This is a genomic window from Pseudomonas sp. AC247, from assembly GCF_979258015.1.
Genome location: NZ_OZ409829.1, coordinates 4,528,204 through 4,550,839, shown reverse-complemented (window position 1 = coordinate 4,550,839; position 22,636 = coordinate 4,528,204). Strand labels below are relative to the sequence as shown.

Here is a 22,636-nt window from a genome sequence, read left to right as displayed (position 1 = left end):
TCCGGTGCTTGTCGCTTGCTGCTACTGGTCTTTATGTAGGCCACGTTTAACCCCGAGTCGTCTCCCCACTTCTCGGGGTTTCTTTTGTCCGGCGTTTGCCTATTGCGCGGCTTGATGCTCGAAAAATGTACGGGCTTCCTGCAAATAATCCTCACGTCGGTCGGGGTCCAGCCATGCGGCGTAGAGCTGATTCAGGTGTTCATGGGGCAGGGTGCGCAGCAGATGATTGATCTCGGTAATCGCCTGACGCCCCTGCGTAGTGTCGGAACAGGCGACATAACCTGACAGGTATTTGCCGTTGCCCTGGATCAGATAGAACTCCAGTTCATCTTCATTGATCTGCGCCTGTTTCGCCTGATAGCGAATCTCCGGCCAATAACCCAACACCACCTGCAGCCGACCCAGACGCTGCATCGATAGCAGATTGGTCAGGGCATCGTTGCCGTAATGTGCGGTCAGCGCGGCGCTGGGCGCTTGATGCAACAGGCTGTCGATGAATTCGCCATAGCTGCGTTCCGCCACCACCCCGACTTTGCGTTCGGTAGCGGCCAGCAGCGCCGACAGATTCACTTCACCGTTGACCAGGTACGGTTCGAGCACCGAGCGATCTTGCTGGCGCACCACCAGGCCGTTGCCGACAGCGCGAATCGCCGGGATCGAATACGCCACCCACTGCGCACGTTCCTTGTTCCACAACAGCGCGGGATCGCAGGCGAACGGGTTTTCGTGGAGCATTTGCAGACCACGGGCGCGGTTGACCCGCATCAGCGTGTGTTCGTATTGCGGCATGCCGGCGATCAGCAGCGGCATCAATTGGTCGATCACACCCTGGCCCTTTTTCGGGCCTTCGAAAATCGTCAGGGGCGGCAGGTCGCGCAGCAACCAGATCAACGTCGGCTTAGCCTGTGCCCCGGTCGACAGGGCCAGCAGAAACAACAGGCCGAACAGCCGCCACGTCCACCAATGGTGGGCGCGGTTGGCGTGCGATGTCTGCCGGCGCTTCAGCTTAAATGGCTCCGTCTTCGCGCAGGCGAGCGATCTGTGTCTCGTCATAACCAAGATCGTTGAGTACCTGCGCATTGTGTTCACCGAGCTGCGGTCCGACCCATTCGGAGGAGCCCGGTGTCTCAGAGAGTTTCGGCACAATGCCGGGCATCTTGAAGTCCTTGCCGTCCGGCAGCTTGGCGTGCAGGAACATTTCCCGAGCCAGGTATTGCGGGTCATTGAACATGTCTTCGGCGCTAAAGATCCGGCTGACTGGCACATCGGCCTGATTGAGCAGGTCAAGTACGGTTTGCAGCGGTTGCGAATTGACCCAGCGATCGATCACGCCGTACAACTCGTCGCGGCGATTATCGCGGCCGTCGTTACTGGCCAGCGTCGGATCATTGGCCAGATCGTCGCGGCCGATGATCAGCATGAAGCGCTTGAAGATTGCATCACCGTTGGCGCCGATCTGCACATGCTTGCCGTCGGCGCTGGTGTGAATCGAGGAGGGGGTGATGCCGGGCATGATGTTGCCGGTGCGCTCGCGAATAAAACCGAACACATCGAACTCCGGCACCATGCTTTCCATCATCGCGAAAATAGCTTCATACAAAGCGACATCAACCACCTGCCCAGTGCCGCCGTTGACCTCACGATGACGCAGCGCCATCAGCGCACCGATCACGCCCCACAGTGCGGCAATCGAGTCGCCGATGGAAATCCCGGTGCGCACCGGTGGGCGGTCTTCAAAACCGGTGATGTAACGCAAGCCGCCCATGGATTCGCCAACCGCGCCGAAGCCTGGCTGATCTCTCATCGGCCCGGTCTGGCCGAAACCGGACAGGCGCACCATCACCAGTTTCGGGTTCAGCGCGTGCAGGGTTTCCCAACTCAGGCCGAGTTTTTCCAGGACGCCGGGGCGGAAGTTTTCGATGAGAATGTCGGCTTCACTGAGCAGTTTTTTCAGGATCGCCAGGCCATCAGGATGCTTGAGGTTCAGCGTCAGCGACTTCTTGTTGCGCGCCTGCACGAACCACCACAGTGACGTGCCTTCATACAACTTGCGCCACTTGCGCAGCGGATCACCGCCGTCCGGCGATTCGATCTTGATCACTTCAGCGCCAAACTCGCCGCAAATGCGCGAGGCAAACGGCCCGGCGATCAACGTACCCAATTCAATGACTTTCACGCCGCTGAGCGGCTTGTTGGCGAACGGCATACTGAATCCTGTAGGACAAGGCTGTGCGGATACAGCGTTTTAACATAGCCGGCTGTCAGACGCCGCAGGTTGATCGCCATCAATTCGATGATTGCCTACCGCATCGGTTAGACTTGCCGCCTTTCCTCGTATCAAGAAGCCCGTTCATGGCCCAGCCGTCCACTACCTACAAATTTGAACTGAACCTCACCGACCTCGACCGCAGCGTCTACGAGAGCGTCAAGCAGACCATCGCCCGTCACCCTTCGGAAACCGAAGAACGCATGACCGTGCGGCTGCTGGCCTACGCCCTCTGGTACAACGAGCAGTTGTCGTTTGGTCGCGGTCTGTCAGACGTGGATGAACCTGCGCTGTGGGAAAAGAGCTTGGACGATCGCGTTCTGCACTGGATCGAAGTCGGCCAGCCCGACGCCGATCGCCTGACCTGGTGCTCGCGCCGCACCGAGCGCACCAGCCTGCTGGCCTACGGCAGCCTGCGCGTCTGGGAAACCAAAGTGATCCCGGCGATCAAGAACCTGAAAAACGTCAACATCGCCGCCGTCCCGCAAGAAGTGCTGGAAACCCTGGCCAAGGACATGCCCCGCGTTATCAAGTGGGACGTGATGATCAGCGAAGGGACGATCTTCGTCACCGACGACCGTGGTCAACACGAAGTCCAGTTGCAGTGGCTGCAAGGTGAGCGCGGCTGATCCCGCGCCTGTAGCTGATTAATCCCACGTATTAAAGAGAAGTCTCCGTCACCCCATGCGTATCGAACCTCGTCAACTGCCTGCCACTATGCCGTTTCTCGGTGATATTCCGCCGCTGCTGACCCGCCTGTATGCGGCGCGGGGCGTGCAGTCCGAGGCGGAGCTGGACAAGAGCCTGGCGCGGTTGATCCCTTTCCAGCAGCTCAAGGGCATTGATGCGGCGGTGGACTTGCTGGTGACGGCACTGGAGCAACGCCAGCGCATCCTCATCGTCGGCGACTTCGATGCGGACGGTGCGACGGCCAGCACGGTTGGCATGCTTGGCTTGCGCTTGCTCGGTGCGGCGCACGTTGATTATCTGGTGCCGAACCGCTTCGAATATGGCTACGGCCTGACCCCGGAAATCGTCGAAGTCGCTTTGACTCGTGAGCCGCATTTGCTGGTCACTGTCGACAACGGTATTTCCAGCGTCGAAGGTGTGGCGGCGGCGAAAAAGGCTGGCCTCAAGGTCTTGATCACCGACCACCACTTGCCCGGCGAAGAACTGCCGCAGGCCGATGCGCTGGTCAATCCGAACCAGCCCGGTTGCGAATTCCCGAGTAAGGCACTGGCCGGCGTCGGGGTGATTTTTTATGTGTTGATGGCGTTGCGTGCGCGGTTGCGCAGCCTCGGCTGGTACGAGAACAAGCCGCAGCCGAACATCGGTGAACTGCTTGATCTGGTCGCGCTGGGCAGCGTTGCCGACGTGGTGCCGCTGGACGCCAACAACCGGATTCTGGTGCATCAAGGCCTGGAGCGAATTCGCGCCGGTCGCGCACGGCCGGGGATCAAAGCGATTCTTGAAGTGGCCAAGCGTGACGCCACTCGCATCACCTCCACCGATCTCGGTTTTATCGTCGGCCCGCGCCTGAACGCTGCCGGGCGTCTGGATGACATGAGCCTGGGCATCGAATGCCTGCTCACTGCCGACGCCAACGTTGCCCGGGAAATGGCCGCGCAACTGGACGGTATGAACCAGGATCGCAAATCCATCGAGCAGGGCATGCAGCGTGAAGCGCTGGCGCAGCTCAAGGACTTGCCGGTGGAGTCGATGCCGTTTGGTCTGTGCCTGTTCGATCCGGAGTGGCACCAAGGCGTGATCGGTATTCTCGCCTCACGCATGAAAGAACGTTACTTCCGTCCGACCATTGCCTTCGCTGATGCGGGTGATGGCTTGCTCAAGGGCTCGGGGCGCTCGGTGCAGGGCTTCCATATTCGTGACGCGCTGAGCGTTGTTGCAGCGCAGCATCCGACCCTGATCGCCAAGTACGGTGGCCACGCGATGGCCGCTGGTCTGACCTTGCCGCAGGAGAATTTTCCGCTGTTCGCCGAGGCATTCGACGCTGAAGTGCGTAGGCAACTTCGCGAGGAAGACCTGACCGGGCGCATGCTCTCTGACGGCACGCTGGCGGTGGAGGAATTCCACCTCGAACTGGCCCGCGCCCTGCGCCATGCCGGGCCTTGGGGGCAGCACTTCCCGGAGCCGCTGTTTCACGGTGTGTTCCAGTTGGTTGAGCAGCGGGTGGTCGGTGAGCGGCACCTGAAAGTGGTGCTGAAGAGCGAGTGTGGCTCGGTGAAGCTGGACGGTATTGCGTTTGGGATTGACCGGGATATCTGGCCGAATCCGACGATCAAGTGGGTTGAACTGGCTTATAAGCTCGACGTTAACGAGTTTCGGGGTAATGAGACCGTTCAACTGATGATTGCTCATATCGAACCGCGCTGAAGATCAAAAGATCGCAGCCTGCGGCAGCTCCTACATAGAAGTGCGCTCTGTAGGGGCTGCCGCAGGCTGCGATCTTTTCTTGAATTTCCCCCGATCCCCCGTTGTCGACTAGGCTCTAAGCACTGCTTGATTGGCCTTGTGACGTCTTGTCGAATTTTTTGCCCGCGGGGGCGGGTGCTGCACCTTTTTCCTGTCACTCGTCGACTATTCAAACAGAACCCTGGAGCCTGCCCACTGATTTGAGAGGTGCCCCATGAGTCTGCTGCTTGAACCCTTCACCCTTCGCCAACTGACCCTGCCCAACCGCATCGCCGTCTCGCCGATGTGCCAGTACTCCAGCGTCGACGGCCTGGCCAACGACTGGCACCTGGTACACCTCGGCAGCCGCGCGGTGGGCGGCGCCGGTCTGGTATTTACCGAAGCTACGGCGGTCACGGCCGACGGGCGGATCACCGCCGAAGACCTTGGCCTGTGGAACGACGAACAGATCGAACCGCTGCAACGCATCACTCGCTTCATTACCTCCCAAGGCGCGGTCGCCGGCATTCAACTGGCCCACGCCGGGCGCAAGGCCAGCACCCATCGGCCGTGGCTCGGCAAGCATGGCAGCGTTAAACTCGATGACGGCGGCTGGACCCCGGTCGGACCGTCGCCGATTGCCTTTGACCCGCAACACACGCAACCGAAACAGCTGGATGAAGGGCAGATTGCCGACGTCATTCAGGCGTTTGTCGATGCCGCGAAACGCGCGCTCAAGGCCGGCTTCAGTGTGGTTGAGGTGCATGCGGCGCATGGGTATCTGCTGCATCAGTTTCTCTCGCCGCTGAGCAACCAGCGCCGCGATCAGTACGGTGGTTCGTTTGAAAATCGTATTCGTCTGGTGCTGCAAGTGACTGAGGCAGTGAGGGCGGTTTGGCCGGAAGAGTTGCCGTTATTTGTTCGCGTATCGGCCACCGACTGGGTGGAGGACGGCTGGAATCCGGATGAAACCGTGGAGCTGGCGCGACGCCTGCACACGCTTGGCGCCGATCTGATCGATGTGTCTTCGGGTGGCACCGCAGCGAATGCCGAAATCCCCGTCGGGCCGGGTTATCAGACACGCTTCGCCGAGCGCGTACGCAAAGAGTCAGGCATCGCCACCGGCACTGTGGGAATGATTACCGAGCCGGCGCAGGCCGAGCATATTCTGCGCACCTGTCAGGCCGACATCATCTTCCTCGCCCGCGAGCTGCTGCGTGATCCGTACTGGCCGTTGCATGCCGACGATGATCTGGGTGGACGCAAAGCGGTGTGGCCGGCGCAGTATCAGCGTGCGACGCACCGTGATCAGCCGATTCATGAGTCTGATTTGCGCGATTGATTAATTAGCGATAAAGCAAAAAGCCCCGGGCAGTGATGGCCGGGGCTTTGTTTTTGGTGAGTGGTTTTGTGTTGACTGGGCGGATGCTATCGCGAGCAGGCTCACTCCTACAGGGATTCTGCCGTACACAGAATGTGTGTTCGACGCAGATTAAATGTAGGAGTGAGCCTGCTCGCGATGAGGCCCAATCAGACGCTAAAGAAACATCAAGGGTATTTGCGCTTATCCGGCGCCGGCGGGAAGTACTGGTACAACCACGTCTCGCTCAACGTGCGATCGTTGGTGCGAATGAACAACCGCAGCTCCACCGGCTCAACGCTGTCACTGGTCGGGTACCAGTCAAACAGAATCCGGTAACCCTTGATGTCATCCAGCACCAGCACGCTGAAATCCTGCACCTTGCCGTTCGAGCACGTCACCACCGGCTCAATCCCGGTGCCCTGTGGCAATCGATCAAGGCCGCCACCCGTGAAATCCACAGCAAAACGACGCGCCCACACCGGCGGGTAATGCTCGCCCGGTGCCCAACCCTCAACAAAACCGCCCATCCCGGAACGAGTCGCCTGCACCCGCGCCAACGGCGTGCTCACCGGCGGCAGAGCGCTCCAGTAAAGCTTGTAGCCATAGTTCAGCGAATCACCGGCAGCCACCGGTTTTTTCGGGGTCCAGAACGCCACGATGTTATCGAGCGTCTCGCCAGTCGTAGGGATTTCCAGCAGATCGATAGAGCCCTCGCCCCATGCGGTGGTCGGTTCTACCCACAGGCTCGGACGCTTGCTGTACCAGTCGACGGTGTCTTGATAGTTGGCGAACTCATGGTCGGTCTGCACCAGACCGAAACCTTTCGGATCGGTATCGGCAAACGCGTTGAATTGCAGAGTCGCCGGGTTGTTCAGCGGACGGCAGATCCACTCGCCGTTGCCGCGCCACATCGCCAGGCGATCCGAGTCATGGATTTGCGGGTGAATGGTGTCGCACATGCGTCGTTCGTGGTTGCCGCAGCTGAACATGCTGGTCATCGGCGAGATGCCCAGTTGCTCGATGGCGGTGCGCGCATTGATGTGCGCGTCGATCTCCATCACCACGCGCTCGGCCTGGCAATCGATGTCGAAGCGATACGCGCCGGTCGCACTCGGCGAGTCGAGCAGGGCGTAGACCACAAAACGCGTGGCGTTCTGATCAGGCGTCTCGAACCAGAACTTGGTGAAGTCAGGGAATTCTTCGCGTTTCTTGGCGTAAGTGTCGATCGCCAGACCGCGTGCGGAGAGGCCATATTGGCCAGACGCATCCACCGCACGGAAATAGCTGGCGCCGAGGAACGACACCACGTCGTGGCGATCCAGTTCCGGCGCCTTGAACAGCTTGAAGCCGGCAAAACCCAGGTCGCCCTTGAGCTGCTGGGTGTCGACCGAGGTGTTCTCGTAGTTGAACAGCGCCGGGCGGAAATGCACTTCACGCGCGGTACGAGTCTTCGGGTCGACGCTGTACATGCGCACCGGCTGGCGGAAACCCATGCCGACATGGAAGAACTGCACGTCGAGTTGGCCCTTGTTTTCCTTCCACAACGAATGATTGCCGTCGTAGCGGATCGCGTTGAAATTCTGCGGCGTCATGGTCGCCAGCGTCGGCGGCAGCACCTGTTTAGTGTCCTGATAGGCACTGCCAGCCAGTTGCTTGGCCTGGCGCTTCAGCGCTTCGAAGTCAAACGCCTGCGCCTCGCCATCAGCGGCGCCGCCACTGGCCGCCCACGCACGGGTCGCCAGCAGGCCGGTGGCCGAAAGACCGGTGTAAGCCGCAATGGCCATGGACGCTTTGAGCAAATTCCTGCGGTGCATAAATACAACCTGTCGTGTGCAATCCCGCGCCGTTCCTGGCACGTGCTGGATCAGAAATAACGGTTCGGACAAGCCTTCGGCCAAACGCAACGGACTATAAACAGATGCCGGCTAGCTTAAACGGTTCGCTCGCAATGCAAAATTCGTTGATTCACTGCGCCAGTGTGTCAATGAAACAAGACATGTCGGTTAAAAATCTGACAGGACGTTCTGATTTACACGGCATATCTGCTTTTCTTGACTAATTACTCTAAAAACCGCTTTTCAGCGGCGAATTTATTTCTATTCTATGGGCATGGCCGGCGCGATCCATTTGGCCGGCAGGGCACACGGCGCTGCTGTAAGGGGCAGGGCGACGTGGTGTTTAAGCAATTCTTTGCAGTACTAGAGAAGGACATCGTCCATGGCAAAAATACAAGGCATCACCGACATGCTGGGCATCTTCCCCTGCCTGGGCAGCGGACGCAGAAGGCGCCGGTTGAGCTCTGAGGAACTGAAACTGGTGGAGCGCTATCGGGAGCTTTCGGAAAGTGACCGGATCGCGATGCGGTATCTGGTGGATGCGATGCGGAGTGTTTCGCGGTTTTGAGGGAGGTGTGAAGTAACCAGCCGTCCTTTACGGCTGGTTCACCAATCCCGCGATCGTTCTGCCCGCTGGTGTAGAACACGAAGTATTTGAATGCGACCGTGCATCAACCGGTAGGGGGCAATAAATGGATAGTGAGTCATCACCAACTCTCGAATATCGGGGGCGACCGACGGCCTCCCTGATCCAGGAAATTGTTCAAGTTGACGAAACGTTTTAAGAATCGAATCGATGATTTCTAAGGAGCCCTCTGAACCTAAAAGGCCTTGGTAGTACTCATGGATAACATCGAGATCATTTTCAGCCCTTTTTGTCAGTACTACGTTCGGCACGTATTGCCCACTTAGCCTTCACGGCATCCAGATCGGTGAGATTTCCAGCATCGGCATCTGCGATACCTTCGCTGATAGCTTGTAGATGCCATGATTCGGCTTCTACGTATCGAACCAGTGCACGCTTGAGATGGTATTGACGGTCTCTGTCCGTTGCCGCAGCCAGTTCATCCAGCTGCTGTGCCAACAATTCTTCGACGCGGAAAGATAGAACTGGCGAGGCCATGTCAGAATTCCTATGTATACGTTGTAAACGACGTAAACACCCTAGGCTGCTGCCAGAGCTTCGTCAACCAGTGAGCGTGCGACAGTCCAAGAAAACTGTAGCGGGCCAGAGCGGAACGAAGCGTCGAGATGTGTTGCGAAATGCTTGGCGTAACACTCTGACGTCAGAATCGACGCCAGAGATAGACTAGTTTTGACGAGGAATTAGTTACAAGTCCCCTGAACTGGGAATGGCCGCTGACCGTTTATTAACTCTGGAACATCCCGCCATTTGACCCACGCCTGCTGTTGCCAGTGCAGCAGCGGCACGGTGACGCCCGCCCAATGCATCGAACTCAGGCTCGGGTGGTTTTCCTCTGGACTTGAATGGGTTTCGCGCAGCATCGGGATGACTTCGTGGCTCAGCCATTGGCGCAGGTAGCGGTTTTCCGGGACGACGTGGTGAACGAGCAGGGCGAACAGTCCGGACTCGCTGACCATCGCGCAATCGATGATTTCGCCGTCCTTGCGCAGGAGGACATTGCGACGCTGGTCGGGATCAAGTTTCAGGGTGAGGCGTTCGTTCAGCGGATAGCCCATCAAGCGACCGAGATCCTGAACGCAGAACCAAGCTTCGTGGTCTTGCATGAAGGCGTGGAGGAAGCGGTTGTGGCGGGTGAAGATGGTGGGGGTGAAGTGGGTCGACGATGAATTTTGGATTTGCGCAGACATGTAGTGACTTCCGGTTTGAGTAGGAAAGTCGCCATCAACTCTTCGACAAGTTGGGTGGCGAACCGTGTGGCGTTCGAAGTCGGGATACTTCCAGTCAAACACGGAAAAGCCAGAAGGCCCGCGCCACACGGCCCGCCATAAAGCAAAACTGAAGCTGTGACAGCCACAGTTCAATGGAGGGCATGCAAGCACCGCGTTGACAGTTTCCGGCTTCGACTCCGGGTCGCTGAATTAACAGCGACGGGATGAAGCCTATCGGTCAGGCGCTTGCGGCGACAAGTCTACTCTTTCGACGCACAGCGTAGGAAATGGGGCTTTTTCAAGAAGGCCGTATCTGTAGGAAATGCCTGATTTTGCACTGATGACGGTGAGCCCATCCCTGACCGGCATTTTTTCCGTTATTCATATGAATCTCTAGAAGCGCTGCAGATGATTTGAATTCAATGACCACTGTATTTATTGCTGGCTCTATCAACATCAAGAACCTTGATCCGAAGGTTAAAGAGCGCATCAATAATATCGTCGCGTCAGATTTTGAGGTGGTGGTTGGGGATGCAGGTGGCGCCGATACCTCCATTCAGGAGTACCTGCTGAGTCTCGAACGATCCAAAACCACAGTGTTCTGCAGCGGTTCTGCTCCGAGGAATAACCTTGGACAGTGGCCCGCCAGAACAGTCGACTCCAAGCATTCCAAGGGGTCGAGAGCCTTCTTCACCGAGAAAGACGTTGTCATGGCTGAGGCAGCTGACTACGGTTTGATGATCTGGGACGCAAAAAGCACCGGTACGCTCAGTAACGTCATTGAACTGTTGTCGAGAAAGAAGAAGTCGCTTGTTTTCGTCAACAAGGAAAAGGAATTCAAAGTGGTCGGAGACGTCAGTCAGCTCGAAGAATTGATTGCATTCATGTCCGATCACGCCAAGCAAAAAGCCAATGAAAAAATCAAATTGTTCGACCGTATTTCCCTGTTGAAGCACGATCAGGCGGAGCTTTCTTTTTGATGACGTTTCACGGCTTGCCTGAACCCCGGCACCTTGTCGGTGCCGGGATCAAACGCTCTTAGCGACTCACCTTCCAAGCATCTCCAGCCGGCGCCTTGCCATGGTCATACGGCTTGCCAATCCACATATAAACCAGGCCCAAGCCAATCACGATCGCCGTGCTCAACACCATCGCATAGTTCACATACCACGCCGCATCCGGTGTGCGTGGCCAGGCCATGTTGATGATTGCGCCAACGCCGTACACCAGCGCGCCGATGTTCACCGGCCAGCCCCATGCGCCGAGGGTGAATTTGCCGCTCGGTTTCCAGCCTTTGCTGCGGGCGTACAGCGCGGCCAGGACGATCATCTGGAAGGCGAGATAGATGCCGATGGCGGCGAAGCTGACGATGGTGGCCACGGCGTCTTGCAGGTAGAAGCCGAGGGCGATGATCAGGGCCGGCAGGACGCCGGACACGAACAGTGCGGCAACCGGTACTTGGGTTGTAGGAGAAATGTTTTTCAGTAGTCGGCTGCCGATGACCATTTCATCGCGAGCGTAGGAATAAAGCAGACGGCTCGCCGCGGCTTGTAGGCTGATGACGCAGGAGATGAAGGAAATCATCACCACGCCCATCACTACTTTCGAACCGACCGGGCCGAAGGCATTGTTGAGGATGGTGGTGACCGGGTCTTTGTCGGTGCCGTTGATTACTGCTTGCATGTCCGGCACGGCGAGGATCAGCGCCAGGCAGGCGAACATCGCCGCGATGCCGCCGATGTAGATGGTCATGCGCATGGCCACCGGGATTTTTGCGCTCGGGTTCGGGGTTTCTTCGGCGACGTCGCCGCAGGCCTCGAAGCCGTAGTAGAGGAACATCCCCGCCAGCGATGCGGTGAGGAACGCCGGCAGGTATGAGCCGTCGACGCTGATGTCGAAGGTGTTAAACAGCACGCTGAGCGGTTGATGGCGTTCGAACACCAACAAGTAAACGCCAACGATCACCGCGCCAACCAGTTCGCAGAGGAAGCCGAACATGGCGATGCGCGCCAGCACTTTGGTGCCGCTGAGGTTGACCAGTGTGGCGAACAGGGTCAGCACCAGGGCGATGACGATGTTGGTGTTGTTGCTTGGCTCGAAACCAAGCATGGCGGCCAGGTACGGGCCAGCGCCGACCGCAACGGCAGCGATGGTGACGCAAAGGGCGATGGAGTAGATCCAGCCGACCATCCATGCCCATTTCTTACCGACCAATCGGCGTGCCCAAGGGTAAACACCGCCGGAGATCGGGAACTGCGAAACCACTTCGCCGAAGATCAGACATACCAGCAATTGGCCGCAACCCACCAGCAAGTAGGCCCAGAACATCGGTGGGCCGCCAGCGGCAAGGCACAGGCCGAAGAGGGTATAAACCCCTACGACCGGTGACAGATAAGTGAAGCCCAAGGCGAAGTTTTCCCACAGGCTCATGCTGCGGTTGAAGTTCGAGGTGTAGCCCAGTTTGCGCAGTTGTTCGGCATCGCTGTCGGCAACGGCTGTGGCGAGATCGGGTGAGGAACTCATGTGTGTTTTGCTCCGTGAAATCGGCAGATTTCGGATGGCCGAGGCCGTGGCGGGGCCATGCAGGCGCCGCCCGGTTCGGTAGTTGTTGTTTTGGTTTCGGTGAAGCCTGGTGGTGAATCGCCGACATCATCCGTGTGTCGCGGAAAAGATCGCAGCCTGCGGCAGCTCCTACAGGGGAGCGGCCTCCATCATGTAGGAGCTGCCGCAGGCTGCGATCTTTTCGCCGTTAATGCTTGAACATCACATGCCGAACCGTGGTGTAGTCCTCCAGCCCATACATGGACATGTCCTTCCCGTAACCGGACAATTTCTGACCGCCATGGGGCATTTCGCTGACGAGCATGAAGTGCGTGTTCACCCACGTGCAGCCGTACTGCAAGCGTGCCGACATGCGGTGCGCGCGTCCCACATCCGCCGTCCACACCGAGGACGCTAGGCCGTAGTCCGAATCGTTGGCCCATTCCAGCGCCTGCGCCTCATCGGTGAACTTGGTCACCGAAACCACCGGGCCAAATACTTCGCGGCGAACGATCTCGTCGTCCTGCTGCGCGTCGGCCAACACGGTCGGCTCGAAGAAGAAGCCGTTACCATCAACAGCCTTGCCACCAGTGATCAAACGAATGTGCGACTGCGCCACAGCACGCTCGACAAACCCGGCAACACGGTCGCGATGTTGTGCAGTGATCAACGGCCCCAGTTCAGTCGAAGGATCATCCTGCAAACCGTACTTTATGCTGCTGACCGCCGCGCCGAGCTTCTCGACGAACTTGTCGTAGATGCCCTGTTGCGCGTAAATCCGGCATGCAGCGGTGCAATCCTGCCCAGCGTTGTAGAAACCAAACGTGCGAATTCCTTCCACCGCCGCATCGATGTCGGCGTCGTCGAAGATGATCACTGGCGCTTTACCGCCGAGTTCCATGTGCATGCGTTTAACGCTGTCGGCAGTGCTGGAAATGATATTGGCGCCCGTAGCGATGGAGCCGGTCAGCGAAACCATGCGCACTTTCGGGTGGGTGACCAACGGACTACCAACGGTAGGCCCACGACCAAACACCAGATTGAGTACACCGGCCGGGAAGATTTCCGACGCCAGTTCGGCCAGACGCAACGCGGTTAGCGGGGTTTGTTCCGAGGGCTTGAGCACCACGGTATTACCGGCGGCCAGCGCCGGGGCGATTTTCCAGGCGACCATCATCAGCGGGTAGTTCCACGGCGCGATGGAGGCGATCACGCCGACCGGGTCGCGACGGATCATCGAGGTGTGGCCGGGCAGGTATTCGCCACCGGCCGAACCGCTCATGCAACGGCTGGCACCGGCGAAGAAACGGAACACGTCGGCAATCGCCGGGATCTCGTCGTTGAGCGCGGCGCTGTAGGGTTTGCCGCAGTTGTCGGATTCGAGTTTGGCCAGCTCTTCGCCGTGGGCTTCGATGGCGTCGGCGAGTTTGAGCAGCAGCAGCGAGCGGTCTTTCGGCGCGGTTTGCGACCAGTCGGCGAAAGCGTTGTCGGCGGCGCGTACGGCAGCGTCAACCTGGGCTTCGCTGGCTTCGTTGATTTCTACCAGCACTTCGCCAAGCGAAGGATTGAGCACCGGTTGCGCCGCGCCTTCGCCGTTGACCAGTTGGCCGTTGATCAAGAGTTTGGTTTGCATGTCTGTTGTCCTCTTTATTGTTCTGCCGAAACCGAACCCCTGTAGGAGCTGCCGAAGGCTGCGATCTTTTGATGTTGCTGTTGAAGATCAAGATCAAGATCAAGATCAAGATCAAAAGATCGCAGCCTTCGGCAGCTCCTACATGGGGTTGGGTTTGTGGTTATTCGGTTATTTGCCGCCGCTGCCGGCGACGCTTTCGCCACCACGCGTCAGGTAGTACGCGCCGAGGATCGGCAGCATGGTCACCATCATCACCAGCATCGCGACGACGTTGGTCACCGGCACATCCCGAGGGCGACTCAACTGATTGAGCAGCCACAACGGCAACGTGCGCTCATGCCCGGCGGTGAACGTGGTGACGATGATTTCGTCGAACGACAGCGCAAACGCCAACATGCCGCCGGCCAGTAACGCCGAGCCGAGGTTCGGCAGAATGATGTAGCGAAAGGTCTGCCAGCCATCGGCGCCGAGATCCATCGAGGCCTCGATCAAACTGTGCGAAGTGCGGCGCAGGCGGGCGATGACATTGTTGTAGACGATCACCACGCAGAAGGTCGCGTGGCCGACGATGATGGTGAACATCCCCGGCTCGATCCCCAGCGTCTTGAACGTCGCCAGCAGCGCGATCCCGGTGATGATCCCCGGCAACGCAATCGGCAAGATCAGCATCAGCGAAATGCCCTGTTTGCCGAAGAAGTCGCGGCGATACAGCGCTGCCGATGCGAGCGTGCCGAGCACCATCGCAATCAACGTGGCGATGGCTGCGATCTGCAATGAAAGCTTGATCGACTCCAGCACATCCGGCCGCGAAAAAGCCACGCTGAACCAGTGCAGCGTGAAGCCCTTCGGCGGAAAGCTGAACGCGGCTTCTTCGGTGTTGAAGGCGTAAAGGAAGATGATCAGGATCGGAAAGTGCAGAAACACCAACCCGCCCCAGGCTGCGATTTTCAGGCCTAGAGAGGCATGCCCTTGTGATGAAGAATCAGAGCGCATCGAAAGCCCCCAGTCGTTTGACGATGGACAGGTACACCGCGATCAACACAATCGGCACCAGCGTGAACGCCGCCGCCATTGGCATATTGCCAATCGCACCTTGCTGCGCGTAGACCATGCTGCCGACGAAATACCCCGGCGGCCCGACCAGTTGCGGCACGATGAAGTCGCCCAAGGTCAGCGAAAACGTGAAGATCGAACCTGCCGCGATGCCCGGAATCGACAGCGGCAAAATCACCTGCATAAAGGTCTGACGCGGCTTCGCACCAAGGTCAGCGGAGGCCTGCAACAGCGACGGCGGCAGACGTTCCAGCGACGCCTGAATCGGCAGAATCATGAACGGCAGCCAGATGTACACAAACACCATGAATCGCCCCAGATGCGAGGTCGACAAGGTGCTGCCGCCCACCCCGGGAATCCCCAAGATGAACTGCAAAACCGGCTCCAATCCCAAGTGCTGCACGAACCATTGCGCCACGCCGCCCTTGGCCAGCAGCAACGTCCACGCATAGGCCTTGACGATGTAACTGGCCCACATCGGCATCATCACCGCGATGTAGAAAAATGCCTTGGTTTTACCCGTGGTGTAGCGCGCCATGTAGTAGGCAATCGGGAACGCGACGATGGCGCTGGCGATCGACACGACGATGGCCATGCTCAGCGTGCGCAGGATGATGTCGAAGTTCGACGGCTGAAACAGCGCGGCGAAATTCGCCAGGGTCAGGTCAGGGGTGACCGCCATGGTGAAGTCGTCAAATGTGTAGAAACCCTGCCACAACAGCACCAGCAGCGAGCCAAGATAAATCGCGCCAAACCACAGCAGCGGCGGTACCAGCAGCATCGACAGATACAGGTTCGGCTTGCGGTAGAGCAGGTTGGAAAACCTGCGCAACGGCGGCGATACAGTCATCGCGAGCGTGCTCATATCAAGCCCCGCTCGTCACGGTATCGTGCAGCGGGATCATCGCTTCCCGCGCCCAACGTGCGCTCAGGCGCTGGCCGGTCTGGTGCTGCGCGCTGCTGTCGATCCACTGATTGTTGGCGTGGCTGATACTCAGGGTCTGGCCGTTTTCCAGCTTCAATTCATAACGCGTGGCGCTGCCCTGATACTGGATGTCGTGGAGCAGGCCGCTGACTTCGATTTCGTGACTGGCCAGCGGGCCTTCGGCGAAACGCACGTGCTCGGGGCGAATCGAAAACGGCTGCGGATGACCGCTGATTTCGCGGGCCAGATCGCCACGAATCACGTTCGAGGTGCCGACGAATTCAGCCACGAATGTAGTGGTCGGTTTCATGTACAGATTGCGCGGCGTGTCGACCTGTTCGATGCGGCCCTTGTTGAACACGGCGACGCGGTCGGACATCGACAGCGCTTCGGTTTGATCGTGGGTGACGAAGATGAAAGTGATGCCGAGCTGGCGTTGCAGCTTCTTCAATTCGCTTTGCATTTGCTCGCGCAGTTTCAGATCGAGCGCACCCAAAGGCTCATCGAGCAACAGCACGCGCGGGCGATTGACCAAGGCGCGGGCGAGGGCGACGCGCTGGCGCTGACCGCCGGACAACTGCACCGGTTTGCGCGCGCCGTAACCGCCGAGGGCGACCATGTCCAAGGCTTCTTCGGCGCGGTTGTGCCGTTCGGTTTTGCCGACGCCTTTGACTTTTAATCCGTAAGCGACGTTGTCGAGCACGTTCATGTGCGGGAACAGCGCGTAATCCTGAAACACCGTGTTAACGTCGCGTTGATACGGTGGCAAACCGGCCGCTTCAGCACCGTGAATGCGGATCGAGCCGGCGCTCGGTTGTTCGAACCCGGCGATCAGGCGCAGGCAGGTGGTTTTGCCCGAGCCGGAAGGGCCGAGCATGGAAAAAAACTCGCCGTCCTCGATATCGATGGAAACCCGGTCAACGGCCTTCACTTCGCCGAACTGCCGGGAAACGTTGGTGAACTGGACTGCAAGCGTCATGGTGCGGTGCTCCGGTAAAGCGGGCTTTCAAAAAAGTCGTGTGTGCGTCGAAAAGATCGCAGCCTGCGGCAGCTCCTACAGGAGAGCGGTGCCATTGATCGTTCCCACGCTCCGCGGGGGAATGCAGCCTGTGACGCTCTGCGTCATTTCATGCGAATGGACGCGGAGCGTCCGGTGATGCATTCCCACGCAGAGCGTGGGAACGATCGGCATCGAGTGAAGGCTAGCGGCCGCCCATGATCGCGATGTAGTCCTGCGTCCAGCGGCTATACGGCACAAACTTGCCACCTTCAGCCTGCGGGGTTTTCCAGAAAGCGATCTTGTCGAACTGGTCGAAACCGTTGGTCTTGCAACCTTCAGCGCCAAGCAACTCGCTCTCCTTGCACGCCGCTGGCACGGCTGGCAACGAACCAAACCACGCCGCCACATCACCCTGGACTTTCGGTTTCATCGACCAGTCCATCCACTTGTACGCGCAGTTCGGGTGCTTGGCCTCGGCGTGCAACATGGTGGTGTCAGCCCAACCCGTGGCGCCTTCTTTCGGAATGGTCGACGCGATCGGCTGCTTCTCGTTCATCAAACCGTTGACCTGATACGGCCACGCGCTCGACGCCACCACGCCTTCGTTTTTGAAGTCGCTCATCTGCACCGTGGTGTCATGCCAGTAGCGGTGGATCAACGGCTGCTGCGCGCGCAACAGGTCGAGCACGGCTTTGTACTGATCTTCGGTGAGTTGGTACGGATCCTTGATGCCCAGTTCAGGCTTGGTCGACTTCAGATACAGCGCCGCGTCGGCGATGTAGATCGGCCCGTCATAGGCCTGCACGCGACCCTTGTTCGACTTGCCATCGGGCAGATCCTGCGCGGCGAACACCACGTTCCAACTGGTCGGCGCGGTTTTGAACACGTTGGTGTTGTACATCAGCACGTTCGGGCCCCACTGGTACGGGGTGCCGTAAGTCTGGTTGTTGACCACGTACCACGGCGCGTCCTTGAGGCGTGGGTCGAGGGTGTTCCAGTTCGGGATCAACGCGGTGTTGATCGGTTGCACACGCTTGCCGACGATCAACCGCAGCGAGGCGTCGCCGGATGCGGTGACCAGGTCATAACCGCCCTTGGCCATCAGGCTGACCATTTCGTCCGAGGTCGCAGCGGTCTTCACATTGACCTTGCAGCCGGTTTCTTTTTCGAAACCGGTCACCCAGTCGTAGGCTTTGTCGCTCTCGCCACGTTCGATGTAACCCGGCCACGCAACGATATCCAGCTGACCTTCGCCAGCGCCGACAGCCTTAAGCGGCTCGGCAGCTTGCAGGCTGGCGCTGGCCAGCAGGGCCGTGGTGATTGCACTGAGCAGTGCGGTCTTGTGCACGAACATGGTTGAACCCTCTTCTTTAAATTATGGTCGGGGCAGTTGTGAACGCGGTGAAGCATGCCGTTGGCGGCTTGTTATTAGCGTAGTCAGAGATGCTGGCCGTGGCGGGCCATGATGTGCCGCACCACGCTGTAGTCCTGCAGCGAATCGCTGGATAAGTCTTTGCCGTAACCCGAACGTTTCAGGCCACCGTGGGGCATTTCGCTGACCAGCATGAAATGGCTGTTGATCCACGTGCAGCCGTATTGCAGGCGCGCGGCAACCTGCATTGCCTTGTCCAGATTCTGCGTCCACACCGACGAGGCGAGGCCGTACTCGGAATCGTTGGCCCAGTCGACGGCCTGCGCGAGTTCGTCGAAGCGAGTCACGGTGACCACCGGGCCGAACACTTCGCGCTGGACGATTTCATCAGTCTGTTTGCAACCGGCGAGCAGCGTCGGTTGATAGTAGAAACCGGCGCCGGAATGCACGGCTGCACCGGTCACGCGTTCGATGTGCGGCTGACCGAGGGCGCGTTCGACGAAACTGGCGACGCGGTCGCGCTGGCGCGTGCTAATCAGCGGGCCAATCTCGTTGTCGGCATCACGTTTGCCGGCGAAACGCAGGCTGCTGACGGCGGCGCCAAGCTCTGCGACCAATTTGTCGTGAATCCCGGCCTGCGCGTAGATCCGGCAGGCGGCGGTGCAGTCTTGCCCGGCGTTGTAGTAACCGTAAGTGCGCACGCCTTCGACCACGGCCTGAATGTCGGCGTCGTTGCAGACGATCACCGGGGCTTTGCCACCGAGTTCGAGGTGCGTGCGCTTCAGGGTTTTCGCGGCGGCCTGGAGGATTTTCTGGCCGGTGACGATATCGCCGGTCAGCGAAACCATGCGCACTTTGGCGTGGCCAACCAAGTGGCTGCCGACGCCTTCGCCGCCACCGCAGATGATGTTGATCACCCCGCGCGGGAGGATTTCGGCCAGCGCTGGCGCCAAGGCGAGGATCGACAGCGGTGTGTGTTCGGAGGGTTTGAACACTAGCGTGTTGCCGGCGGCGAGGGCCGGGGCGATTTTCCACGCGGCCATCATGATCGGGTAATTCCACGGCGCAATCGAGGCGACCACGCCAATCGGATCGCGACGGACCATGCTGGTGTAGCCCGGCAGGTATTCACCGCTGAGCTGACCGGTCTGGCAACGCACGGCGCCGGCGAAGAAACGGAACACATCGACGGTCGCGGTCAAATCATCCTGACGCGCCAGGTGCAACGGCTTGCCGCAGTTCAGCGATTCGAGGCGGGCGAGGTGGTCGGCGTGTTTTTCGACGGCGTTGGCGATGTCCAGCAACAGGTTTGAACGTTGCTGCGGCGTGGTGCGCGACCATTCGGCGAAGGCGCGGTGGGCGGCGAGGATGGCGGCTTCGACTTGCTCGGTGCTGGCCTCGGCGATGTGCGTGAGAATTTCACCGGTGGCCGGGTTGAGAATCGGCTCGACGAAACCTTCCCCGGCGACCAATTCGCCGTCGATCAACAACGCGGTACACATCGGGGTCTGCGCGCCAGCCATTTTCCGCGTTCTCTTTTCTTGTGTGGCCATTGTTGCTCCCTGATATCGGGAGCCGACCGTCTTATAGATGCAGCAAGACTAGTGCGCGGCTCCGAGGTCGACAAATTCTAAATACTGAAGGCAGCATTCGATTAAATAGATGGCTTGCGCCCGCCGTGGGGTTGTTCGCGGGCGACGGTGAGGAATGGATCGACGAGAGCGGGGCGCGCGGTGCCACGGCGCCAGGCCAGGCCTACGTCGAGGGTCTGGTTGAGGTCGGCGATGGGCCGCGCTTCGATGATGTCGCCCTCCAGTGACCAGGGGCGATAAGTCATGTCTGGCTGGATCGATACGCCCAAACCGGCGGCGACGAGGCTTCGCACGGCTTCCGTCGAGGCGGTTCTCAAGGTGATTTTTGGCTGCAACCCGGCGCCGCGCCACAATCGCTGGGCGTTGCGATCCATCTCATCGACGTTTAGCTGAATCAAAGGCTCGCGGGCGACATCGGCGAGGTTGATGCTGTCGTGTTCCAGCAATGGATGCTGAGCCGGCAGCCACAGACGATGGGGGGAATGAGTCAGTACCTCGGTCTGCAAGGCGTGGCGATCTTCGAGGTTGGAAAGAATCAAAACGCCAACGTCGATCTCGCCGCTGACCAGCAGATGCTCGATGTACGGCCGCTCGTCTTCCATCACGCGAATCTCGACGTTGGGATAAGCACGTTGAAAACGGGTGAGCAGATCCGCCAGGTAATAACCGGCGACGAGACTGGTCACACCGACGATCAACTGCCCGGCGACCTGATCGGTGCTCTGTTGCAGGCTGCGTTTGGCGTTGTCCACCGTTGCGAGAATCAGGTGCGCCTGGCGTAGGAACTGATGACCTTGGTGCGTAAGAGTCATGCCTTTGGCGTGACGGCTGAACAGGCTGACGCCAATTTCCTCTTCCAGTTGCTGGATCGCCAAGGTCAGGGTCGATTGGGAAATGAATGCGGTTTGCGCGGCGGCGGAGATCGAGCCGGTCTCGGCCACAGCGATGAAGTGACGGATCTGACGCAGGGTCATCATGACGAGGCTACCCAGTGGGCGGTTTTTATAGATTGGCCTGAGTGTATATCTATTTTTTAGAGGGTATGGCTTGCGCATTGCTTTGTGGCGAGGGAGCTTGCTCCCGTTCGGCTGCGAAGCAGTCGCAAAACCGGCAAACCGGGTATGTCTGAAAGAATGCATTGGGTGCCGCTTCGCAGCCCAGCGGGAGCAAACTCCCTCGCCACAGGGGTATCAAGCAACATCTGGAAGCACACTTGCCAGCCGGAAAGGGGCACTTTCGAACTAGGCTGGAGGCCTTATAGATCCGGTTAACCCCTGTTTGGAGGCGGAACATGAACACCCGTGGATTACTCGATCAACTACTCAAGTCCGGTCAGGATCTGTTGCAGAACAAGGCCGGTGGCACGCAGAACAAACAGGCTACCGGTGGCCTGGGCGGTTTGCTTGGCGGCGCTTCTGGCTCCGGCGGTCTCGGCAGTCTGCTGTCAGGCGCAGGTGGCGGTGCGTTAGCGGCTGGCGCGATGGGCTTGTTGCTCGGTAACAAGAAAGTGCGCAAGGTCGGCGGCAAAGTCGCGATTTATGGCGGCCTCGCGGCGCTGGGCGTGCTGGCTTACAAGGCTTATGGCAACTACAACGCGCAAAAAGGCACCGCTCCACAAAGTGAACCGCAGACCCTCGATCGTTTGCCACCGGCGCAGGCCGAACAACACAGCCAGGCCATTCTCAAGGCGCTGGTTGCTGCCGCGAAGGCCGACGGCCACATTGATGACCGCGAACGCGAACTGATCGAAGGCGAATTCACCAAACTCGACAACGACCAGGAACTGCAACACTGGCTCCACGCCGAACTCAACAAACCCCTCGATCCCACAGACGTTGCTCGCGCTGCGAGTACGCCGGAGATGGCGGCAGAAATGTATATCGCCAGTGTGATGTTGGTGGATGAGGGAAACTTTATGGAGAAGAGCTACCTGGATGAACTGGCGCGGCAATTGAAGCTGGAGCCGGGGTTGAAGGTGGAGTTGGAGAAGCAGGTGCGACAGTCGAACTGAGGCGCTACATCATCCGGGCCGATGAACGTCATCAAAATCATCGGCCTTCGGAGTAGCAACTATGCCTTTCGCTTCTTGAGCGCGGTAATACGCCTCAATCGTCAACGATGGATCGATACGCGCTTTGACGATGCAAGCTTCCTTTTGCCATGGATACTCTTGCAGTTGCTTGGACAGAGTTTTCAGGCCGCCTGTGGCCCATCCTTTTTCTGACTGATCTCTCCATCGACGTGGGTTGCGGCCTGTTTTTACATCATGGGCCGCAGTCACGGGATCAAGATGGCGACTTTGCTCAAGCGCAGGCAGGTCAGGCAACGGCTGTGTGACATCCATGTAACGCTGCAGACAATCCCAAAACGCGAGTGCGTTCGACTGATCCAATCCCAGCGAGTGAACCTTGGTCGCCAAGCAAATTTTGTTATCCGTATAACGGTGATGCAACCACAGAGCATAGTCATGGGAGCCAAAGCCATTAGGAAGCAGTTGAAGCACTGGGTCAAACTCTTCAAACGGTGCAACGAATAGCTGACGGAAGCGCCTTTTGAATCTGAGCATGCCATCAGTTCGATTGAACTCGCTGCCATCATGCGTGCTGATTTTGCTATGAGTCCACAATAATGCGTCGGTGCCGAGAGAGGCTACGAAATATAGAAAGGCGCCTGCCCATAGGGCGATACACATTGAGTTTGCACTGAATAATGAGCCTTGCATCCAATAGGTAGTCATTGCACCGGCTACAAATCCCAAGATTTGCATGTAGTGAGCAAATTTATTTCCCT

The 22,636-nt window shown here is 58.8% G+C and carries 21 protein-coding genes; 6 read left to right on the top strand and 15 right to left on the bottom strand.

The genetic code is table 11. From position 1 onward, the window contains the following. Positions 1–99: 99 nt before the first annotated feature. Both ACZZ0B_RS20750 and ACZZ0B_RS20745 read right to left on the bottom strand, forming a co-directional pair. Entirely contained in the window at positions 100–1,053 is a 954-nt protein-coding gene (locus ACZZ0B_RS20750; RefSeq protein WP_463546137.1) for a TIGR02285 family protein, read from the bottom strand. Beyond that, positions 1,007–2,206, bottom strand: a complete 1,200-nt coding sequence (locus ACZZ0B_RS20745; protein WP_463546136.1) for a CaiB/BaiF CoA transferase family protein — start codon at positions 2,204–2,206, stop codon at positions 1,007–1,009. Before ACZZ0B_RS20745 ends, ACZZ0B_RS20750 begins: the two co-directional genes overlap by 47 nt. A 146-nt stretch (positions 2,207–2,352) precedes the next feature. Here ACZZ0B_RS20745 and ACZZ0B_RS20740 point away from each other — a divergent pair, with 146 nt between their 5' ends. From ACZZ0B_RS20740 to ACZZ0B_RS20730, 3 genes are all read left to right on the top strand, one after another. After that, positions 2,353–2,895 carry a YaeQ family protein gene (locus ACZZ0B_RS20740; RefSeq protein ID WP_007908961.1) on the top strand — a complete coding sequence of 181 codons (543 nt, stop codon included), beginning with the start codon at positions 2,353–2,355 and terminating at the stop codon, positions 2,893–2,895. Between the two features lie 55 nt (positions 2,896–2,950). After that, positions 2,951–4,660, top strand: a complete 1,710-nt coding sequence (gene recJ / locus ACZZ0B_RS20735) for a single-stranded-DNA-specific exonuclease RecJ (RefSeq protein ID WP_463546135.1) — start codon at positions 2,951–2,953, stop codon at positions 4,658–4,660. 253 nt (positions 4,661–4,913) lie between these two features. Then, on the top strand, positions 4,914–6,020 hold the full coding sequence (locus ACZZ0B_RS20730) for an NADH:flavin oxidoreductase/NADH oxidase (protein ID WP_463546134.1): 1,107 nt from the start codon (positions 4,914–4,916) through the stop codon (positions 6,018–6,020). 206 nt (positions 6,021–6,226) lie between these two features. Here ACZZ0B_RS20730 and ACZZ0B_RS20725 read toward each other — a convergent pair whose 3' ends face one another. Then, positions 6,227–7,855, bottom strand: coding sequence for a glucan biosynthesis protein D (locus ACZZ0B_RS20725; protein WP_440093410.1), 1,629 nt, complete (start codon positions 7,853–7,855; stop codon positions 6,227–6,229). 403 nt (positions 7,856–8,258) lie between these two features. On the opposite strand from ACZZ0B_RS20725, the gene ACZZ0B_RS20720 reads away from it, so the two are divergent. Beyond that, positions 8,259–8,444, top strand: a complete 186-nt coding sequence (locus ACZZ0B_RS20720) for a hypothetical protein (RefSeq protein WP_008081608.1) — start codon at positions 8,259–8,261, stop codon at positions 8,442–8,444. Positions 8,445–8,482: 38 nt separating this feature from the next. Here the strand turns inward: ACZZ0B_RS20720 and ACZZ0B_RS20715 are convergent, their stop codons facing one another. From ACZZ0B_RS20715 to ACZZ0B_RS20705, 3 genes are all read right to left on the bottom strand, one after another. Further along, the gene (locus ACZZ0B_RS20715; RefSeq protein WP_463546133.1) at positions 8,483–8,773 is read right to left on the bottom strand and encodes a type II toxin-antitoxin system RelE/ParE family toxin; all 291 of its coding nucleotides are present in this window, start codon (positions 8,771–8,773) and stop codon (positions 8,483–8,485) included. Further along, positions 8,742–8,999 (bottom strand): CopG family ribbon-helix-helix protein, encoded by a 258-nt coding sequence (locus tag ACZZ0B_RS20710; RefSeq protein ID WP_463546132.1) that lies wholly within the window; start codon positions 8,997–8,999, stop codon positions 8,742–8,744. Before ACZZ0B_RS20710 ends, ACZZ0B_RS20715 begins: the two co-directional genes overlap by 32 nt. Before the next feature lie 203 nt (positions 9,000–9,202). Beyond that, entirely contained in the window at positions 9,203–9,709 is a 507-nt protein-coding gene (locus ACZZ0B_RS20705) for a BRO-N domain-containing protein (protein WP_463546131.1), read from the bottom strand. A gap of 443 nt (positions 9,710–10,152) precedes the next feature. On the opposite strand from ACZZ0B_RS20705, the gene ACZZ0B_RS20700 reads away from it, so the two are divergent. Continuing rightward, positions 10,153–10,710, top strand: coding sequence for a hypothetical protein (locus ACZZ0B_RS20700; protein WP_098967395.1), 558 nt, complete (start codon positions 10,153–10,155; stop codon positions 10,708–10,710). A gap of 58 nt (positions 10,711–10,768) precedes the next feature. Here the strand turns inward: ACZZ0B_RS20700 and ACZZ0B_RS20695 are convergent, their stop codons facing one another. From ACZZ0B_RS20695 to ACZZ0B_RS20660, 8 genes are all read right to left on the bottom strand, one after another. Then, positions 10,769–12,253 carry an APC family permease gene (locus tag ACZZ0B_RS20695; RefSeq protein ID WP_463546130.1) on the bottom strand — a complete coding sequence of 495 codons (1,485 nt, stop codon included), beginning with the start codon at positions 12,251–12,253 and terminating at the stop codon, positions 10,769–10,771. 226 nt (positions 12,254–12,479) lie between these two features. Then, positions 12,480–13,904 (bottom strand): gamma-aminobutyraldehyde dehydrogenase, encoded by a 1,425-nt coding sequence (locus ACZZ0B_RS20690; RefSeq protein WP_008081603.1) that lies wholly within the window; start codon positions 13,902–13,904, stop codon positions 12,480–12,482. A 168-nt stretch (positions 13,905–14,072) separates the two neighbouring features. Continuing rightward, positions 14,073–14,897 carry an ABC transporter permease gene (locus tag ACZZ0B_RS20685; protein ID WP_016986393.1) on the bottom strand — a complete coding sequence of 275 codons (825 nt, stop codon included), beginning with the start codon at positions 14,895–14,897 and terminating at the stop codon, positions 14,073–14,075. Next, positions 14,887–15,822 carry an ABC transporter permease gene (locus tag ACZZ0B_RS20680; RefSeq protein WP_463546129.1) on the bottom strand — a complete coding sequence of 312 codons (936 nt, stop codon included), beginning with the start codon at positions 15,820–15,822 and terminating at the stop codon, positions 14,887–14,889. Before ACZZ0B_RS20680 ends, ACZZ0B_RS20685 begins: the two co-directional genes overlap by 11 nt. Position 15,823: 1 nt before the next feature. Then, positions 15,824–16,861, bottom strand: coding sequence for an ABC transporter ATP-binding protein (locus tag ACZZ0B_RS20675; protein WP_463546128.1), 1,038 nt, complete (start codon positions 16,859–16,861; stop codon positions 15,824–15,826). A gap of 223 nt (positions 16,862–17,084) precedes the next feature. Further along, complete coding sequence (ydcS, locus tag ACZZ0B_RS20670) at positions 17,085–18,236, bottom strand: putative ABC transporter substrate-binding protein YdcS (RefSeq protein WP_463546127.1); 1,152 nt, start codon at positions 18,234–18,236, stop codon at positions 17,085–17,087. Positions 18,237–18,319: 83 nt separating this feature from the next. Then, on the bottom strand, positions 18,320–19,777 hold the full coding sequence (locus tag ACZZ0B_RS20665) for a gamma-aminobutyraldehyde dehydrogenase (RefSeq protein ID WP_212544199.1): 1,458 nt from the start codon (positions 19,775–19,777) through the stop codon (positions 18,320–18,322). 131 nt (positions 19,778–19,908) lie between these two features. Further along, complete coding sequence (locus ACZZ0B_RS20660) at positions 19,909–20,823, bottom strand: LysR family transcriptional regulator (protein WP_007967749.1); 915 nt, start codon at positions 20,821–20,823, stop codon at positions 19,909–19,911. 314 nt (positions 20,824–21,137) lie between these two features. Here ACZZ0B_RS20660 and ACZZ0B_RS20655 point away from each other — a divergent pair, with 314 nt between their 5' ends. Beyond that, positions 21,138–21,857 (top strand): tellurite resistance TerB family protein, encoded by a 720-nt coding sequence (locus tag ACZZ0B_RS20655; RefSeq protein WP_440093421.1) that lies wholly within the window; start codon positions 21,138–21,140, stop codon positions 21,855–21,857. A gap of 9 nt (positions 21,858–21,866) precedes the next feature. Here the strand turns inward: ACZZ0B_RS20655 and ACZZ0B_RS20650 are convergent, their stop codons facing one another. Beyond that, on the bottom strand, positions 21,867–22,538 hold the full coding sequence (locus tag ACZZ0B_RS20650; protein ID WP_440093651.1) for a hypothetical protein: 672 nt from the start codon (positions 22,536–22,538) through the stop codon (positions 21,867–21,869). Between the last annotated feature and the right edge of the window lie 98 nt (positions 22,539–22,636).

Coding starts and splice junctions, on each gene's coding strand:
- ACZZ0B_RS20750 (WP_463546137.1), bottom strand. CDS start 1,053: ATGACGAGACACAGATCGCTCGCCTGCGCGAAGACGGAGCCATTTAAG.
- ACZZ0B_RS20745 (WP_463546136.1), bottom strand. CDS start 2,206: ATGCCGTTCGCCAACAAGCCGCTCAGCGGCGTGAAAGTCATTGAATTG.
- ACZZ0B_RS20740 (WP_007908961.1), top strand. CDS start 2,353: ATGGCCCAGCCGTCCACTACCTACAAATTTGAACTGAACCTCACCGAC.
- recJ (WP_463546135.1), top strand. CDS start 2,951: ATGCGTATCGAACCTCGTCAACTGCCTGCCACTATGCCGTTTCTCGGT.
- ACZZ0B_RS20730 (WP_463546134.1), top strand. CDS start 4,914: ATGAGTCTGCTGCTTGAACCCTTCACCCTTCGCCAACTGACCCTGCCC.
- ACZZ0B_RS20725 (WP_440093410.1), bottom strand. CDS start 7,855: ATGCACCGCAGGAATTTGCTCAAAGCGTCCATGGCCATTGCGGCTTAC.
- ACZZ0B_RS20720 (WP_008081608.1), top strand. CDS start 8,259: ATGGCAAAAATACAAGGCATCACCGACATGCTGGGCATCTTCCCCTGC.
- ACZZ0B_RS20710 (WP_463546132.1), bottom strand. CDS start 8,999: ATGGCCTCGCCAGTTCTATCTTTCCGCGTCGAAGAATTGTTGGCACAG.
- ACZZ0B_RS20705 (WP_463546131.1), bottom strand. CDS start 9,709: ATGTCTGCGCAAATCCAAAATTCATCGTCGACCCACTTCACCCCCACC.
- ACZZ0B_RS20700 (WP_098967395.1), top strand. CDS start 10,153: ATGACCACTGTATTTATTGCTGGCTCTATCAACATCAAGAACCTTGAT.
- ACZZ0B_RS20695 (WP_463546130.1), bottom strand. CDS start 12,253: ATGAGTTCCTCACCCGATCTCGCCACAGCCGTTGCCGACAGCGATGCC.
- ACZZ0B_RS20690 (WP_008081603.1), bottom strand. CDS start 13,904: ATGCAAACCAAACTCTTGATCAACGGCCAACTGGTCAACGGCGAAGGC.
- ACZZ0B_RS20685 (WP_016986393.1), bottom strand. CDS start 14,897: ATGCGCTCTGATTCTTCATCACAAGGGCATGCCTCTCTAGGCCTGAAA.
- ACZZ0B_RS20680 (WP_463546129.1), bottom strand. CDS start 15,822: ATGAGCACGCTCGCGATGACTGTATCGCCGCCGTTGCGCAGGTTTTCC.
- ACZZ0B_RS20675 (WP_463546128.1), bottom strand. CDS start 16,861: ATGACGCTTGCAGTCCAGTTCACCAACGTTTCCCGGCAGTTCGGCGAA.
- ydcS (WP_463546127.1), bottom strand. CDS start 18,236: ATGTTCGTGCACAAGACCGCACTGCTCAGTGCAATCACCACGGCCCTG.
- ACZZ0B_RS20665 (WP_212544199.1), bottom strand. CDS start 19,777: ATGGCTGGCGCGCAGACCCCGATGTGTACCGCGTTGTTGATCGACGGC.
- ACZZ0B_RS20660 (WP_007967749.1), bottom strand. CDS start 20,823: ATGATGACCCTGCGTCAGATCCGTCACTTCATCGCTGTGGCCGAGACC.
- ACZZ0B_RS20655 (WP_440093421.1), top strand. CDS start 21,138: ATGAACACCCGTGGATTACTCGATCAACTACTCAAGTCCGGTCAGGAT.
- ACZZ0B_RS20650 (WP_440093651.1), bottom strand. CDS start 22,538: ATGTGTATCGCCCTATGGGCAGGCGCCTTTCTATATTTCGTAGCCTCT.